We start from the raw sequence: 16,530 nt of genomic DNA, 5'->3' as shown, positions 1-16,530 counted from the left end.
TTTTATTTTGTTAACTAAAATAATGATTAAGGCTTGCTTTTATTGTTAGTGGGCTAGTTAACAAGGCTAATTATGGCATTTAGTGAAGGGTATGATGCGATTAAATCGCAGCTTGGTTTAGACATTGCTCAGCTAATTCTCGACAGTGGGGATGCGGGTATTTGGCTTTGGAATGTACAAACAGGCGAAACCATTTTCAATGATAAGTGGGCCGATATTATCGGTTACTCACTGCAAGAGTTACTGCCAGTTTCAATCGAAACTTGGCTCAGCTTTGCTCACCCTGATGACTTGCCAAAATCTGAACAGCTATTAAATGCCCATTTTAAAGGTGATTCTGAACGCTATATTTGCGAAGCGCGAATGAAGCACAAACAAGGGCACTGGGTTAAAGTGCTCGATAAAGGCCAAGTGCAAAGTTGGGATGAAAATGGCAACCCTGAGTGGATGCTAGGCGTTCATATCGATATCACTGAACAGTGGCTAAAAGAGCGTGAAATTGAGTTTTTACATGCCAAATTGCAAAAGTTTACTGATAACTTACCGGGGTTTGTTTATCAATATATAGTTGATAAAAATGACCAAGCTTACTTTCCTTTTGCAAGCTCTAAAGTTTTTGATATCTATGGCTGCACGGCAGATGATATAAAAAAGTCTGCTGATTTAATCATGCATATTATCCATCCAGATGACTTAAAGCGCGTTATAAAAAGCATTGAAAAGTCGCGAGTCGAATTATCCGATTGGCATGAGGTTTATAGAGTCAATCACCCAACTAAAGGGGTGATTTGGGTTGAAGGAAAATCCTCACCCAAAGCCCGCGCTAACGGCAGTGTTGAGTGGAATGGTTATTCAGAAGATGTCACCGAAGAAGTTAAAAGTAACGAAAAAATACAGCTGCTTACAGCGGTATTTACCACAACAAGCCGTGGTATATTAATAACCACCCCTGAGCCTAAAATTGTGGATGTTAATCCTGCTTTTGAACAAATCACAGGTTTTAGTAAGGCACAAGTGCTTGGTAAAAATCCATCTATACTCTCAGCTAAGCAGCAACCCAAAGAGTTTTTTGAAAAGATGTGGGAGCGTTTACTAAATACTGGCCGTTGGCAAGGCGAAATATGGAACAAGCGCAAAACCGGTGAAGTATTTCCTGAATTGTTAACTATAGATGCCATGTATGACGAACATGGTAATGTTAGTCATTACATTGGTGCATTTGATGATATTTCAAAGGCAGTAGAAAAACGCCAACTTCTTGATGAGTTGGTCAATCAAGACCCACTGACAAAGCTGTTAAATCGGCGTGGTTTAGATATTCAGTTACATTCATTTTCTCATCATGCAGCGAACGAAGGAAACCAGTTTTCGTTGATTTATGTTGACCTTGATAACTTTAAACTGGTGAACGATACCTTTGGTCATGAGCAGGGCGATAATCTACTTCTTGAAATCAGTGAACAGCTTTCACTTCAGCTGCGTGATAAAGACATATTAGCGCGTATTGGCGGCGATGAGTTTGTGATTGTGTTGCCAACGTTAGCAAAACTTTCTGTTTGCCAAGACATTGCAGGGCGCTGCCAAAAAGCGGTTGAAGGCGTAGCAAAGCGCTACGCAACTAAAGTGCCTGTGAGTGCTAGTTTTGGTATCGCGCTTTACCCCGAAGATGGTAAAAACGCCAAAGAGTTACTCGCCACTGCTGACGAGCAAATGTATAAGATGAAGCTTAAACATAAAGCATCACCACTCGGTTGAAATTTCGACACTCGGCAGCTTATTCAAAAGCGGTAGTAAAGCACGCTCTTTGCGTAAATCTTTGCGCTCGTTTTCTAAATCTCTTCGTTCTCTATAAAGCTCTTTTTGTTGGCCATTATCAAGTTGATTGCTGTTAAGCTCAGCACGAATATCTTTTAGGCGGCGGTCAATGTCGTCAATTCGGTCATCAATGTATATCAGCCTTTGCTGTACTTGATACCTGTCGTTGCCTTCTTGCCACGCTTTACGAAAAGCTGTGCTATTACAGACGCCATTGTAAGATGCCCCTTGCATGCCAAGGGTAAAGCCATTTTCGGGCTCGCAATACACAGCCAGACCTTGATCGTATCCCACTTTATATTCAGCAATATTGGCACTTACGCCATAATCGCTACATTGTGATAAGGCATCTATGCCATTACGATATTCAGTGCCATCTGCACCATGTTTATAACCAATACCATGCCAATTGGCTTGTAAACATTCATCTTTACTGACTGAGGTACAGCCTGCTAATACGATTAATGGCAATAGAGGAAGTGTCCATTTTCTCATTAAAGTCCCAGCTTAAATTATTAATAACTCACTTGATTCTAGCCTGTAATATTATGTTTTAGAAAGTAGTATTTGTATTTCATAATAATGCCCTCAAATGAGGACATTGTGTGTATCAATTACCACTGACAGAACCGCTGAGCAATGCGAATATTTGGCTGCGCATTTTTTAGGTGAGCTAACTGTAATAAGCATAACGCGGTAAAGTGACTGCGTTTGATCAATTGATGGCGGTCAAAGCGCATGATCTCGTACCACAGCTTAAATAGCTCGCCAAAACGCATCAGATTGCTATTGTTAAACTGCCACTGTGATTGGTAGTTTACCTTGATAGGGCAAGGCATATGACCTGGATAGGCTTGCCATGGTGCAAGCATAGCTCGTGGGTAACTGGTTTTAAGCCAGCGCTGATAAAAGCGGTGCTTACGAACATATTCAACCGGGACCGCTAAAGGATATTGCAGTACCTTCCACGAATAAAACGGATGGAAGAACTCCATTTTAAATTCGCATACTTGCTCGTTTGGAATGCTCAAATGATGGTGTTGATCATTGAGTAGTAAGAACAATTGGAATGCTTTTTCTAGTGGTAGTTCGGCTAACGGTTTAAAACTAAGTTTTAGGTTATCAATTAATTTTTGTTGTAGTAGTGACGCATTATGTACCACTGACTTTGGCAAATAAGCGTACTGCTGATCTAGATAAGCTTGAATGAGCTTATCAAGATTGTTTTCTTTTGCCGCATCATAAATAGCGTCGCCATAAAACACGGCACCTAAGCCAACACTACCACCATTACCAGACCAACTAATTTGTGGTCTTGAAACGGTTTTATATTCATTGTGATGTGCTTTGCGCCAGTATTTGCCAAGGCGCTGCTCAACAGAGAGCTTTTGCGTGTCGCGTACTTGCACAACCTCAAGTTTAAGGGCATTTTGCGAAGCATATTGTTTTGCGCAGTAGAGATCTTGGCTATCTGATTGCGAAAAATTAAACGACTTAAGCTCAACACCTTGGCGTAATAGCTCGCAGTTAATTAACCGTGAATCAAGGCCGCCAGACAGGGTGCTCAGCACTTTTTTATCGGTGTGCATCGCTTTTGTTACAACACTGCGAAAAGCCTGAGTAACCCCTTCAATTGCGTCGGTCACCTCAAAGTTTTGTTTGGCAAGGGCGACCCAATCAAAGTAACGTTGTTTTACCACGCCGTGACTGGCATCAAAACGTAATATTTCGCCGGGGTATGAGCATTTAATGTTTTTGTAAGGCGTGTGATCTAATAGCGGGTAACCAAGCACAGCAAGCTCTGTAAGTGCTTCGGCATCGCTTTCAAGCTCAATACTGAGCTGTTTGAATAACCCCAAGTTGGTTGAAAACAGTAAGCCTTGCGCTGTTTTTAAGGTATAAAACGGCTTTAAACCAAGTGGGTCGGTGGCAAGCACTAAGCTGCCTAATTGGCTATTAAACTGGCAAAAGCTAAATACCCCTTCACATTGCTGTAAGCAAGTGTTGAGCGAAGCTGTATTGGCCATGGTTTTTAAATCATCACTGCGCGAGCTGCTTAGTAAAGGGTGACCAATCAGCGTTGCAATTTGCGACTCAGTTTGCAACCAACTCGCTTGTTGGTAAGCATCAAAGTCATAGTGAAAAATAGATCCATTATCGCAATCAAAGCGCTGAACATCTGCTTTTTTATAGCGATTAAATACATCAGCTAGTTGATTAATATAATGAAATTCTGTTTTGCCTAATTCATTGAATTGGATATAACCTGCGATAACAGCCATGTTAACCACCTTTTCGTTTGCTAACTTACATGTAAAGTTGCAAGCCATAGGCCAAAACGAATAAAGGCCTTAAACAAGGCCTTTGGTAACATTACAAAATTACAAACGCAGCTCAGCGATTGTTAAGTTGTTGGTTGATTTCATCAAAAATACTCGCGTCATCAATGGTAGATGGAATTTGCAGCTCTTCACCATCGACCAATTGGCGTAAGTTCTTTCTGAGTATTTTCCCCGAGCGGGTTTTTGGTAAGCGCTCAACATGCAAAATGTTTTTCAAGCAGGCAATGGCGCCAATTTGATTTCTTACCGAGTGAACTAACTGTTGCTCAACTTCTTTGCTATCGCCAAGATAATCGTCTTTGAGCACTATCATCGCCATGGGTAATTGCCCTTTGAGTGCATCGTTAACACCAAATACTGCGCATTCAGCAACAGCAGGGTGGGCTGCTACAATCTCTTCCATTTCACCGGTTGATAAGCGATGACCTGCAACGTTAATCACATCATCGGTACGACCCATAATAAATAGATACCCATCGTCATCAATATAGCCGCCATCACCAGAGAGGTAATAACCAGGGTACTCACTTAAGTAGCCAGCTTGAAAGCGTTCATTGTTTTGCCAAATTGTTGGTAAGCAGCCAGGAGGTAAAGGCAGTTTTATAACCACAGCGCCGCTTTCGTTTGCGGCGCACTGCTCACCATTCATATCAAGAATTTGTACATCAAAGCCCGGTGTTGGCACTGTTGAGCTACCCGGCTTAGTGGCAAGTTGTTCAATACCAATTGGGTTACACGCAATTGCCCAACCTGTTTCTGTTTGCCACCAGTGGTCGAGTACGGGCAAGCCGGTGTTGTCTTTCAGCCACTCATAAGTTGGCGGATCTAGGCGTTCGCCGGCCAAAAATAAACGTTTTAAACTTGAGGTATCGTATTGTTTAAAGCCCTCGGCGGTAGGGTCTTCTTTTTTAATTGCGCGAAATGCAGTTGGAGCACTGAATAAGGCGGTGACTTTATAATCTTCTACAACACGCCAAAACGCACTGGCATCGGGGGTTCTTATTGGTTTTCCTTCATAAAGTACGGTGGCACAGCGATAAATGAGCGGTGCATAAACAATGTATGAGTGACCAACCACCCAGCCAATATCGGAAGCTGCCCAAAATACCTCGCCGGGTTTCATGCCATACACGGTTTCCATGCTGTAATGCATGGCAACTGCGTGACCACCGTTTTCTCGAACCACCCCTTTAGGTGTTCCTGTGGTGCCTGATGTGTAAAGAATATAAAGCGGGTCGTCACCTGCAACAGGCACGGCATCGACTGCACTTGCTGTATCAGAGGCTGATTGCCAATCGATGTCTCTGCCATCTTGCATCTCGGCAATGGCTTGTTCACGCTGAAATACAATACAGTGTTCAACAGCATGCTTGGCGTTTTCGAGTGCTTCATCAAGCAGTGGCTTATATTCAATTACATGATTAATTTCGACCCCGCAAGACGCAGTAAGCACAAGCTTTGGCTTAGCATCATCAATACGCACCGCGAGTTCGTGCGGTGCAAAACCACCAAATACAACGGAGTGAATGGCACCAAGGCGCGCACACGCCAGCATACCAATAACTGCTTGTGGGATCATTGGCATATAAATGACTACACGGTCACCTTTGCTTACGCCAAGGGATTGCATGAGCCCTGCAAATTTAGCAACTTGAGTTTGTAACTCGCCATAAGTGTATTGTTGTTTGGTATTGGTAACAGGGGAGTCGTAAATCAGTGCAGTTTGGTCGCCATAGCCTGCTTCGACGTGTTGGTCGAGGGCTAGGTAACAAGTGTTTAACTGACCATCGGCAAACCAATGGTAAAAATCATTATCGTCATATTGATAAGGGGCACTTGGCTCTTTAAACCAAGGAAGTCGTTTACTTTGCTCAAGCCAAAACTGACCCGGATCGCGCTGGAACTGTTGGTATTGTTGTTGATATTCGCCCGCCATTGTGAGGCTCCTATACTTTTTAGTGAGAGATTTGTACAACGTACTAAAAAATATAGGGCGGTTTTTGATTAAATAATATGCGACCTTGGTCGGCATTAATTGAGCTAAATGTAGTGAAATCGCCCTGTTTAGGGGCGATTTTAGGGAATCGTGATGCTAATTAAACCTGTTGTTCACTAATAAGCGGTAAGCAAATGAGGACCTTAACGCCACCAAGCTCACTGTGCTCAGCCTTGATAGTGCCTTTGTGTGTTTCAATCAGGCTTTTACAAATTGCAAGGCCAAGGCCTGAGCCGCCTGTTTGACGGCTGCGCGACTTATCAACGCGGTATAAACGTTCGAATATTTCAACTAACTGATTATCGGTAACGCCGGGTGGGGTATCTTCAATACTAAAAGTAACACTCTGCTCTGAGGCCGTTGCTACAAATTTAATTTTGCCGGGTTTATCAGTATAAAAAATACTGTTTGATAAAAGGTTCGTCAGTACTTGCTTAATTTTATCGATATCCCATGTCACTTTGATATCTGCAGCAAGGTGAATGTTACTGGTAAATTCGAAGCCTTTGTTTTCTACAAAAGTAGTAAAGTCTTGCTGCCAAACGGATAATACATCAGCGAGTAAATAGGGTTTTAAGTTCAGATATAGGCTATCTGAGTCTGCTTGTGCTAGCTGATGGATATCACGGATCAGTACATTAATATCGGTAAGTTTTCGATTAATGGCATCGTAAGAGGCATCAACGTCTTTGGCTATATTGTATTGCAATGCTTCAACTTGCAATTGCAGTGCTGTGAGAGGCGTGCGAATTTCATGAGACACATCGGCTAGTAAGCGGTTCTTTTTATCAACGACTTCTTGGAGTAGCTGTGCTCGTTCACTAGCAAGTTTACGCTTTTTAAATGAGCGGTAACCAAAGCCAGATATCAATAAAATCACGCAGCTTAAGCCCAATAACCATGCTTTAAATTGCCATTCACTTTCGCTTAGTTGGGCCGCTTGAATTTGCTTATCAGCACTCAATTGGTTGATTTCTTGTTGATTTCGCATAAAAGCCACTTGACTTTGCATCGCGGCCACGGTTAAGTCGTGCTGATTTTTACCAGTATTATCCTCAAGGGTTTGATAGCGGTTTTGCGATTCAAATGCTTGTTTATACAGTTGTAAAGCAAGGTAAGAGTCGGTGAGTAACTTATTTAAGCTAATTTGATCTTCAACATCTTGCAGCTCGTCAGCCTGTTTTAAAGCCTGCTCTGCGGTTTTAATTGCTTCAGCGTGATCATCAACGGCTTGATAAATACGTGTTTGGGTGATCCCTAAAGACACTAAGTGTGAGCGAAAATTATAGTCAGTAGCGATTGCCAAAGCGCGGTTGATATAGGCTTGCGCTTCACTGATGTTGTTTTGTTTTAAAGCAATTAACGCCATTAAATCGTAGGAGCGACATAGCCCTGTGTTTGAAGATGATTGCTGATAATAGCTAATCGACTTTTCTGCGTAATCTGTGGCTGTAGCAAGTTCGCCTTGTTTTAGCGCAGCGTAGCCGACCTTCATGGCACTATTACCGATGTCGACTTTTGAGCCAATTTCTAAATCCAAGACGTGAGACATTTTAAAGTGCTTTAACGATTGAGCACTGTCGCCCATACGGCGGTAAACTTCGCCAATTTCGTAAAGCGAATCAGCAATGCCTTTTTTATCATCGAGCTTTTGATGCAAAGAAAATGATTGAGTTAAACTTGCAAGCGCCGCATTGTGATCGCCAATAATGGCTTCGATTATTCCTAAGTTTAGTAATGCCGATGCATACGATTTGTCATCATCAAACTCATGTAAGATATCGACAGATTTTTGTGCCTCATTAAGGGCGGCTATGTATTTATCTTGCCAGCGTAAAATGGCTGCTAATCGCTCATAAGACTGGGCAATCAGCACAGAATCTTTTATCTTTTTAGCAATAGCTAATGCATCTCGGTAGTGCTGCTCTGCTGTTAGAAAGTTACTTTTTCTGCCTTGAGCGTAGCCCTGAATAAGCATCGCTCGTACTGTGATAGCCTGATTACTTTGCTTTTGTCCGTACTCCAGTAGCTGCTCTGCATAGCTCAGTGCTTGATCATAATCACCACTGCTCACATTCATAAATGCCAGCGATTCAAGCGCCTCTTGCATGATGTTAGGCTCATTGACAAGAGTCGTATCGGTGGTTAACTGCTCAAATATTTCAGTGGCTTGGTTTGGGTTACTGTTACGTAGTGACTGGGCTTCGTTTAGCTTTTCTAACGCCTGTTCTGGGGTAATAGCAAAGGTGCTTAGTGATAGACAGTTAAGGGCACAAGCTAAGGCTAAACTTTTGTAAAATAATGGAGTATTTTTCATTTTTTATTTAGGTAAAGGCAACTGCCATTTTTTTAAAATTGCTTGATATTGACCACTTTGCTTCAAAGCTTCAATGGCGTTACTTAGTTGCATAGTGAGTTGTTTATCTAAATTAAGATTCGCAGCTAAATAAAGACCTGAGGGAAAGTCATCTAAGTGTAGGCTTTTATGAATGTCACTCGGATCAACCCCAGATAATGCCAGTTCGTTTTGCAAAGTCAGGGTGTTGGTCAAAACAAAGTCTATGCGCTCTTTTTCAAGCAATTGCCAAAGTTGATGGTAATGACTGACTAGCACCAAATTTTTATCTTCATTAAATCCGGCTTGCTTCAAGTAATGCTCACTTGAATAGCCTCGAATAGTCGCGACACGGTACTGTTGAGCTTGCTTTAAACTAAATATTTTGTGGCTTTTGCTCGCAAGGTCAACGAGGTAAGCGTCCGAAAAATAGGTTTGTGCTAACCACTGGAAGCGGTTTTCGCGAGCTGGGTTTTTTAGTAGCGAAATCATTAACATGTTTGGATTGTTTTCGAGCTCATGAAAAGCCCGCGCCATAGGCATAATTGCGAATTCGCTAGGGATGTTTGCGTGTGCTAAGGCGGCTTTTACTACTTCAACAAGTGCACCATCGGCTTCGCCTTGCTGGTTTTTAAAATGGTAAGGAGGTAGATCTTCAGCGATAAAGGTCAGTGTTTTCGCAGCCGTTGCACAACTGATGAAACAAAACAGGGTAGCAATCAGTAATGAGCGAAACAGCATAAAGATCCTTTATCCTTAAACAATTATTTAACATACTAAAGAATCTTAATGAAAAGGTATAGGTTTTTAATTGCCAAGTCAGATTTAGTTGCTTTTTTTACTGCGGGGTGCCCCTAGCAAGATACCGATATGGCAAACACAGACAGATAGAAAAGCACTCAAGCCCAATGCACCGCCATAGCCATGCAAGCGCGGCACAAGGTATTCAAATAACAAAGCAAACAATATTGAAGCAATGGCTAATGTAAAAATACCAAAGCGTTTTGGGGCGCTCATGCCAATGAAAGTCCCCCCAAAAAACGCCACACTGTAAAGTTCTACATCAACAGGGAGTAGGCTTAAAATCGCAAATGCAATAATGCTGGTGGCGGCTGAGGCGCGAATGCCATCAAAGCGATTATGATGCGCTAAAAAGTAAGTTGAGTAGGCACCTAATAAAGCGGTAATAGTAATAAACAAATCCATTAAAAGACTCCTTTTGCAAGCATATAAAGCGCCACACTGGCAAAAGCAATGCTACCAAGACGACCACCAAAACCTGCAAATAGATTCATAGTTAATACGTAAAGGCTGGCACCAATTAAAGAGATAAAACTCAGCTCCCAGTAGCTGTTGATTAAAGTTGATGAGCACATGCCAGCAAAGCTGCCAGCGTAAATGGCAGCATAAGGGTGGTTACCAAAACGAGCAGGAAAAGGAATAAATGTGCCAACTAATCCGGTAACAGCGGCAGATAACACAAGGGCAACATTGGCTTGGTCATGAAGTAAAAAGCAGGAAAAACAGCCAACAGAAAAGGCCAAAAACTTGACCATGAAAAATGTAATATGTGCCATTAATTGACGATACACCTCGCTTAAGTAGGTAAACGAGGTGCATTATCTCATTGATGCGTTTAGTCCTGCAACTGAGCTTTGGCGGGTATTGCTGCTACTTTGGTATGGTGGCCATACAAAGCAACAATTAAAAAGCAAACAAGTGGTACAACAAACGAAACAGCAGTGTTAAAGGCATCTATAGTTGCGGCTTGGATCAGAGGTAAAAATGCGCCCCCTAAAATTGCCATTACTAAACCTGCCGCACCAACTTTTGCATCTTCGCCAAGGCCTTCAAGTGCTGTGCCGTAAATGGTTGGAAACATCAAAGATAGACAGCTTGAAATAGCTACAAGTGCGACTACGCCCACTAAATTAACTTGGGTGGTAACAATAAAACAAAGCACGGCTGCAACTAAAGCCATAAAACGCAGTAATTTAGCGCCGCTAATAAAGCGCATTAGCCAAGTCATAATGAAGCGAGACACTAAAAACACCAGCATAGAATATTGTAAGACCTGACCGCCGGTAACTTCTGTCGTGTTAAGAGCTTCCATAGTGTAGCCAATGGTGTAGGTCCATACACAGGTTTGCGCGCCAACATTAAAAAACTGTGCCAGCACACCAAATCGGTAGTGCTTATTTTGATACAAATGTTGAAAGGTCTTTTTAAGTTTACGCGGCTGCGCTGCCGCTTTTGTTACAGTAGCAGGAGAGCGGCTAAAAAAGATACATAGCCATAGTAAGATTAAGCAACAGGCCATACCCACATACGGCACCATCACAGCATCGAGCTCTGCACTCACAACGGTTTTTAATTGCGCTTCACTCATCAGGGCACGGCTTGCGCTATCAGCTTGATTTAAGTTTGGTAAGATCAACGTCGCCGCTAAAAACACACCAATATTAGTACCAACGGGGTTGAAAGCTTGTGCGAGGTTAAGTCTACGGGTTGCTGTTTGCTCGCATCCTAACTGCATGACATAGGGGTTTGCCGAGGTTTCTAAAATAGACAAGCCACCTGCAAGAATAAACAAGGCCAATAAAAAGTGGCTATAGAGCATGGTTTGGCTAGCAGGGTAAAACAATAAGGCACCACAGGCGGCCATGGCTAAACCCACTAACAGCCCCGTTTTATAATTAAACCGTCTATTGATCATAGCCGCCGGTAAAGCTAAGCAAAAATAAGCACCGTAATAACTAAACTGCACCAGTGCTGATTGCAACGCACTCATCGAAAATGTTTTGCTAAAAACTTTCACTAATGGGTCTGTCATATTGGCCGCAGTACCCCAAGCAGCAAAGCAAATTGTAAGCAGAATAAAAGGCCAAAGCATTTGGCGCGATACAATAGCAGGCTGTGTTTGCATAGTTCACCAGATAAATGTGTTCATATTGTTGTGGCCGATAGTATTCACGACTATAAATAATAAATCAACCTAGTTGATTTATTATTTTGACTGGTAGATAGTACGCCAAACAGGTCTAATAGGCCGCTTATCAAGCTTATATCAAGAAGGATGTTATGAAGAGCAGTTTATCGCGATCACCAAGAAGCAAGAACGAGCGCGCAATTTTAAGTTTAATTAGGCAACAGCAAAGCATGCCTAAAGCACAAATAGCAAAAGCGTTAGCTTTGTCTGCTCAGGCGGCAACAGTAAACATCAACAAGCTCGAAGAAGATAAGCTATTGCTTCGTGATGCACCTGTAAAAGGACGAGTAGGGCAACCAAGCGTGCCATTTAGGCTCAATCCAGATGGCGCTTTTAGCTTTGGTTTGAAAATCGGGCGACGACGCTTCGACCTGATACTCGTTGACTTACAAAGCGCGCAAAGAGCATCGGTATCTGTTGAGGTGAATGAAGCATCTGTCGATGAGCTCAAAGCATTCTTAGAAACACATATTCCACAATTAATCAGTCAATTAGAGCCTGAACTGCGCTCACATGTGTGTGGGCTTGGGGTCGCTATGCCGTTTGATATTTGGCAATGGCAAGCCGCTTCAGATTCTGCAACAAATACCCTTAGCCAATGGCAAAACTTCGACTTAAAAGGTTACTTAGAAAGTCAGTTTAATTTACCGGTTTATATTAGTAACGATAATAACGCTGCCTGCTGTGCAGAACTAAGCCTTGGTAACCCAAATAACTACAGCGATTTTTTGTATGTTTATTTGGGGGCTTTTTTAGGCGGGGCCGTAGTGATTAACCACCAGCTTCTCGAAGGTAAAAGTGGTAATGCCGGTGCTATAGGCTCAATGCTAAACGCTGATCGGGAGCAGTTACTTAGTCAATGTTCACTACTATCATTGCAAAGCGAGTTTGATAAGCAGCAACTTGGCATTTCAGTGTATGAGCTTACCGACAGTCAGTTTACAACGCATAAATTGCTAGTTCAGCCTTGGCTTGAAAAAGCTGCTGAGGCTATCAGTATTGCCATGCATAACTGTTTAAGTTTATTAGATATGCAAGCTGTGATTATTGATTCACCGTTACCGAGTAAAGCGCTTGAACAGCTCAAGCAGTTATCAATTGCAGCATTTGCACGTTTAGATAGTCGTGGACTACGTAGCTGTGAAGTGGGTTTAGGCGTGTGTGGGGAAAAAGCGCAGTCGATAGGTTCTGCTCAACTTGCGCTTAGTCATCATTACTTTTAATCAGGAGTGAGAACCTCACTCCTGCTTAATTCATTACTTCTGGTATTGTTTGAACCACGCAAGGGTGTATTCAATTTTCGAAATCATACGTGATGGACGACCCGCAATACCATGTGGTGAGCCCGGTACACGAATAAGCACGGTATCTACCTTTTGCAGTTTTAATGCTTGATAGAACTGCTCTGATTCTGAAATAGGCGTGCGGCGGTCTTCTTCACCTGTCATGATCAATGATGGTGTGGTTACGTTACCCACTAATGAAAGCGGCGAACGTTTCCAGTAGTGCTCAACATTATCCCATGGCATGCCAGGGAATTGGTTACGAATTTGACCAATATAGCTGTCGGCTGAAAGAGTTTTACTTAACCAGTTGATCACAGGCTTGGTAATTGCAGCAGCGTTGAAGCGGTTTGTTAAACCAACCGCATAAGCCGTTGCAATACCACCCGCTGAACCACCAGCAATAAATAAGTTATCTTTGTCGATAAAGCCTTTAGCAATCATGGCATCAACTGCCGAGTTGTGATCGGCAAAGTCTTCTTCAGAGCTGTATTTACCATCTAGCAGTAGTGCAAAGTCTTTACCGTAACTTGTTGAACCACGGTAATTCACATACACAACCACGTAACCTTCAGCGGCATAACGTTGTAATTCAGCAGTAAAGCTTGGGCCATAGGCAAGATGTGGGCCGCCGTGAATTTCAACCATTAATGGGTATTGTTTGTTTTCATCAAAGTCAGGTGGTGTAATGTACCAACCTTGGATGGGTTGTCCGTCGAACTGCGATTTAACATTCAGCTCATGCACTTTACCAAGCTTCTTGTGACCTAATACATCTTCGTTTAATGAAGTTAGCGTTTTACTTTTACCTCTGTAGATGTAGCCTAAATCAGCCGGGCGGTATTCACTGCCTGTGGTGTACGCAATAGCGCCATTATTGGCCATGCTGAAACTACCACTGATATACGGACGACCAATTGAAGTGCCCGATACGGTATCAGTTAAGTCAGTAACCTTACCGCGGCTGCTTACTTTAGCGAGTTTACGCTTACCAAAATCATCGTACTGAATAACAAAGTCACCGTCGCCTGACCACTTATAATCAGCCACTGAGCGGTCTAATTTTTCAGTAATATGCTTGATTGATTTATCGTCTAAATCGAGCATAGATAGTGTTGAGTTAATGTAAGGCACAGGGGCATTGTCACGCGCAACAAAGGCAAGTTCATCACCGTCTTGTGCGTAACGCGGCTTAGTTTCACGGCCAGGTAAATCAGTTAGTTGCGTAAGCTCGCCTGATTTTACATTGATTTCATATAGATCTGACTCAGTTGTGCGATATTCCCACTCATCATTGCGATCAGCAGAAAAAGCTAGTTTTGTGTTACTAGGATCCCAAGCAAGTGGGCCATAATGCTGATAATCACCTGATGTTAATTGGCGTGGTGTGCCACCCGAAACAGGAATAACAAAAACGTGACGATATGAAGGCTCTAAAAAGCCTGCTCCATCAGCTTGATAGCGTGCCTTTTCAAACACTCTCACTGGTTTTGACCACTCAGCGCCTTTTGGTTTTTTCGGCAATTTTACTGATTTAGCGAACGCAGATTTACCTTCAGGAATGCTCATGGTGAAAGCAATTTGTTCAGAGTCATTCGACCAAGTTAAGTTACGTACTGATTTTGGTAGTTGCGTTAATAATGCTTGTTTGTCTTGCGCTAACCAATAAACGTGAAGTTGATTTGAGCCACTTGAGTTACTGGTAAAGGCAATTTTCTTGCTATCTGGAGACCAAGTAGGTTGGCTATAGTTATGCTCATCAGAAAACAGTGGCGTGTGTTGACCAGACTTTATATCGTACAGCCAAAAGCTACGCTTATTACCATCTTTCATGATGTCGTAGCCGCTGCGAACATAAACGATTTTTTTACCGTCAGGGCTTATTTGTGGATCGCCTGCGTATTCAAGTTGAAAAATATCTTCAGAGACAAACTTGTCGTTAGCATATACTTGAGCTGTTGTTGCTGCGCACAGCAAGCTTGCTCCAATAAGGATTGTTTTTTTTAATTGCATGGAATGGTCTTTTTTTAGCCGTAAAATTTTATCCTAAAAGCAGACCATTCGCTGCGCAAGCACATTGAGATAAAGTTGCATTTACCCCAGTTGAATTGACTCTAAATTTATTTGTACTTGCTAGTACCTGATTTTAAAGGCTTATACCAATCCGCAATAATACTTAATCATTTTGAGGGATTAAACCTGTCGCTACCTGCGTTAAAAATTTCTCATTTAGAACAACTAAATAACGAAATTTTTGCCTTGTTATCAACAAGGTTTCCTTGCCTCAAAATAGACTACTTAATTAAGCAAATTGGTATTAGGCAAACTTAAAATAGTCATCCCAACGCGTATCTAAACGCTGTTTAGCCTTATCTAAATCAACCGCTGTATAAACGTCATTTTGTTGATTAACCAGTTCAAGCCTTACTAGCTTGTCTAAAGCGTCATCAATTTCAAAGTCGAGCTGGCAATTATGTTGTTCGTTAAACCATTGCTCAATTTGACTATCTAATTGCTCTGCAGTCATCGCTGATTCGCTTTTTAGTAAAAAGGTGTAGGCAAGCAGCGCCTCTTTAACATCTTCTTCTTCAGCTGCATCAACGAGAGTATGAAAAACACCTGCATTGTTATCGAGGTTTTTAAAATACAAGTTGTCGGCCAGTGCTTTCATAAAGCGAATTTTACGGTTTTTAAACTTGCTCCATTCTTTAAAAATAAAGCTGCCAAATACCCCCATGCCAATTGCAAAGGTAATAAAGTGTTGCTGACTCATATGTACTTCTTCACTGCGCCAACCACCCCAAAAGGCAATCATAGCAATCAGTAGTAAAATTGACGCGCCTAATTTTGTTACCAACACCACAGCACCGCCAATCAATGCTGATGAACCAATAATCAGTTTATCTATTGGGCGCATTTTTACTTCGCTATTCGGAAACAGCATTTCTAAATCGGCTTTTGGCACATTCTGAAATAATTTGACAATAGTTGAATTTGGTTCAAAGCCCACTGGCATTTTGCCTTTTTCTAAAAAGTACTGCTCGTCTTTAAAGCGGATGAATATGGCAACGCGATCATAGTTAGTAAATTGAATCTGTTTTTTCTTAAGTCCCCAAAAACTGCGCAGCGTCTCAGTTTTTTGCGATTCACCACGGCGGTAAAAGACCACTTCTGCAAAGTCATCAAACTCAACGGCTAAACGCACTTTAAATAAAGACTCTTCATTCAGTGCATCTTGCAAGTCTTGATTGGTAATGGTTTCAAAATTGGCAGCATTGAGTACGGTGGCAAAGTCTTTTGCAAAGGCAGACTGGTAGCTGGCACGTTGCTCGTCGGTAATCGGAGTTAGAGTGCGGGTGTCGCTATTTGGGTCAAATGGCGCATAGTTGTTTTTTAATGACTCCAGCAGCTCGTGATATTGATAATGAGTCACGCTTTGCAAAAGTGTAGCAAACTCCATAAACGAACCTGATTGCGACTCACCTAAATAGGCTTGGCAAAGGTTAATGATGTCGTGTTTTCGAAAAGGAATAAATCGTGCGTTACTCATTGATTCTTGCTGTGTCATTTAAATTGTCAGCGATGATAAAAAAATAACAGCAGAATTGCGACCGTTAGTGGCAAATAGCATGAACTTAGACTTTTTTACTGACTAAAACGGCTTATTTTTAGACTTTTTACTCCAGTCAAAACGCTGGTTTTTGCCCTTTATAGCGGCTTTATCATGCACTTTCAAATTTGCTTTGCTAATGTTTAGTTTATTGCAGTAT

General features: G+C 42.0%; 12 protein-coding genes. 2 read left to right on the top strand and 10 right to left on the bottom strand.

What is annotated here, in order from left to right:
- The first annotated feature begins 72 nt into the window (after positions 1-72).
- Entirely contained in the window at positions 73-1,755 is a 1,683-nt protein-coding gene (locus AUR67_RS12835; RefSeq protein WP_058585563.1) for a sensor domain-containing diguanylate cyclase, read from the top strand.
- Here the strand turns inward: AUR67_RS12835 and AUR67_RS12830 are convergent.
- The 8 genes from AUR67_RS12830 to fucP form a co-directional block, all read right to left on the bottom strand.
- Entirely contained in the window at positions 1,741-2,310 is a 570-nt protein-coding gene (locus AUR67_RS12830; protein ID WP_058585562.1) for a DUF2799 domain-containing protein, read from the bottom strand. The two genes, AUR67_RS12835 and AUR67_RS12830, sit on opposite strands and share 15 nt — an antisense overlap.
- 119 nt (positions 2,311-2,429) lie before the next feature.
- A complete protein-coding gene (locus AUR67_RS12825; protein WP_058585561.1) occupies positions 2,430-4,097 on the bottom strand; it encodes an asparagine synthase-related protein in 1,668 nt (555 codons plus the stop codon).
- A 112-nt stretch (positions 4,098-4,209) separates the two neighbouring features.
- A complete protein-coding gene (locus tag AUR67_RS12820) occupies positions 4,210-6,093 on the bottom strand; it encodes a propionyl-CoA synthetase (protein ID WP_058585560.1) in 1,884 nt (627 codons plus the stop codon).
- A gap of 160 nt (positions 6,094-6,253) precedes the next feature.
- Entirely contained in the window at positions 6,254-8,470 is a 2,217-nt protein-coding gene (locus tag AUR67_RS12815) for a tetratricopeptide repeat protein (RefSeq protein WP_058585559.1), read from the bottom strand.
- Positions 8,471-8,473: 3 nt separating this feature from the next.
- A complete protein-coding gene (locus AUR67_RS12810) occupies positions 8,474-9,229 on the bottom strand; it encodes a substrate-binding periplasmic protein (protein ID WP_058585558.1) in 756 nt (251 codons plus the stop codon).
- Between the two features lie 84 nt (positions 9,230-9,313).
- Positions 9,314-9,694 (bottom strand): hypothetical protein, encoded by a 381-nt coding sequence (locus AUR67_RS12805; RefSeq protein WP_058585557.1) that lies wholly within the window; start codon positions 9,692-9,694, stop codon positions 9,314-9,316.
- Positions 9,694-10,044 carry a hypothetical protein gene (locus AUR67_RS12800; RefSeq protein ID WP_058585623.1) on the bottom strand — a complete coding sequence of 117 codons (351 nt, stop codon included), beginning with the start codon at positions 10,042-10,044 and terminating at the stop codon, positions 9,694-9,696. Before AUR67_RS12800 ends, AUR67_RS12805 begins: the two co-directional genes overlap by 1 nt.
- An 80-nt stretch (positions 10,045-10,124) precedes the next feature.
- Complete coding sequence (fucP, locus tag AUR67_RS12795; protein ID WP_058585556.1) at positions 10,125-11,414, bottom strand: L-fucose:H+ symporter permease; 1,290 nt, start codon at positions 11,412-11,414, stop codon at positions 10,125-10,127.
- Positions 11,415-11,569: 155 nt separating this feature from the next.
- On the opposite strand from fucP, the gene AUR67_RS12790 reads away from it, so the two are divergent.
- On the top strand, positions 11,570-12,700 hold the full coding sequence (locus AUR67_RS12790) for an ROK family transcriptional regulator (RefSeq protein WP_058585555.1): 1,131 nt from the start codon (positions 11,570-11,572) through the stop codon (positions 12,698-12,700).
- Positions 12,701-12,733: 33 nt separating this feature from the next.
- Here AUR67_RS12790 and AUR67_RS12785 read toward each other — a convergent pair whose 3' ends face one another.
- Both AUR67_RS12785 and AUR67_RS12780 read right to left on the bottom strand, forming a co-directional pair.
- Entirely contained in the window at positions 12,734-14,773 is a 2,040-nt protein-coding gene (locus tag AUR67_RS12785) for a prolyl oligopeptidase family serine peptidase (protein ID WP_058585554.1), read from the bottom strand.
- A 304-nt stretch (positions 14,774-15,077) separates the two neighbouring features.
- Positions 15,078-16,310 (bottom strand): TMEM143 family protein, encoded by a 1,233-nt coding sequence (locus AUR67_RS12780; protein ID WP_058585553.1) that lies wholly within the window; start codon positions 16,308-16,310, stop codon positions 15,078-15,080.
- Positions 16,311-16,530 lie beyond the last annotated feature (220 nt).

This window comes from Pseudoalteromonas sp. XI10, assembly GCF_001469895.1.
Lineage (GTDB): Bacteria > Pseudomonadota > Gammaproteobacteria > Enterobacterales > Alteromonadaceae > Pseudoalteromonas.
This window is presented reverse-complemented; position numbering and strand designations above follow the sequence as displayed.

Bases quoted from the DNA above. Each gene is read 5' to 3' on its own strand.
- AUR67_RS12835 (WP_058585563.1), top strand. From the start codon at position 73: ATGGCATTTAGTGAAGGGTATGATGCGATTAAATCGCAGCTTGGTTTA.
- fucP (WP_058585556.1), bottom strand. From the start codon at position 11,414: ATGCAAACACAGCCTGCTATTGTATCGCGCCAAATGCTTTGGCCTTTT.
- AUR67_RS12800 (WP_058585623.1), bottom strand. From the start codon at position 10,044: ATGGTCAAGTTTTTGGCCTTTTCTGTTGGCTGTTTTTCCTGCTTTTTA.
- AUR67_RS12790 (WP_058585555.1), top strand. From the start codon at position 11,570: ATGAAGAGCAGTTTATCGCGATCACCAAGAAGCAAGAACGAGCGCGCA.
- AUR67_RS12780 (WP_058585553.1), bottom strand. From the start codon at position 16,310: ATGAGTAACGCACGATTTATTCCTTTTCGAAAACACGACATCATTAAC.
- AUR67_RS12820 (WP_058585560.1), bottom strand. From the start codon at position 6,093: ATGGCGGGCGAATATCAACAACAATACCAACAGTTCCAGCGCGATCCG.
- AUR67_RS12815 (WP_058585559.1), bottom strand. From the start codon at position 8,470: ATGAAAAATACTCCATTATTTTACAAAAGTTTAGCCTTAGCTTGTGCC.
- AUR67_RS12825 (WP_058585561.1), bottom strand. From the start codon at position 4,097: ATGGCTGTTATCGCAGGTTATATCCAATTCAATGAATTAGGCAAAACA.
- AUR67_RS12805 (WP_058585557.1), bottom strand. From the start codon at position 9,694: ATGGATTTGTTTATTACTATTACCGCTTTATTAGGTGCCTACTCAACT.
- AUR67_RS12785 (WP_058585554.1), bottom strand. From the start codon at position 14,773: ATGCAATTAAAAAAAACAATCCTTATTGGAGCAAGCTTGCTGTGCGCA.
- AUR67_RS12830 (WP_058585562.1), bottom strand. From the start codon at position 2,310: ATGAGAAAATGGACACTTCCTCTATTGCCATTAATCGTATTAGCAGGC.
- AUR67_RS12810 (WP_058585558.1), bottom strand. From the start codon at position 9,229: ATGCTGTTTCGCTCATTACTGATTGCTACCCTGTTTTGTTTCATCAGT.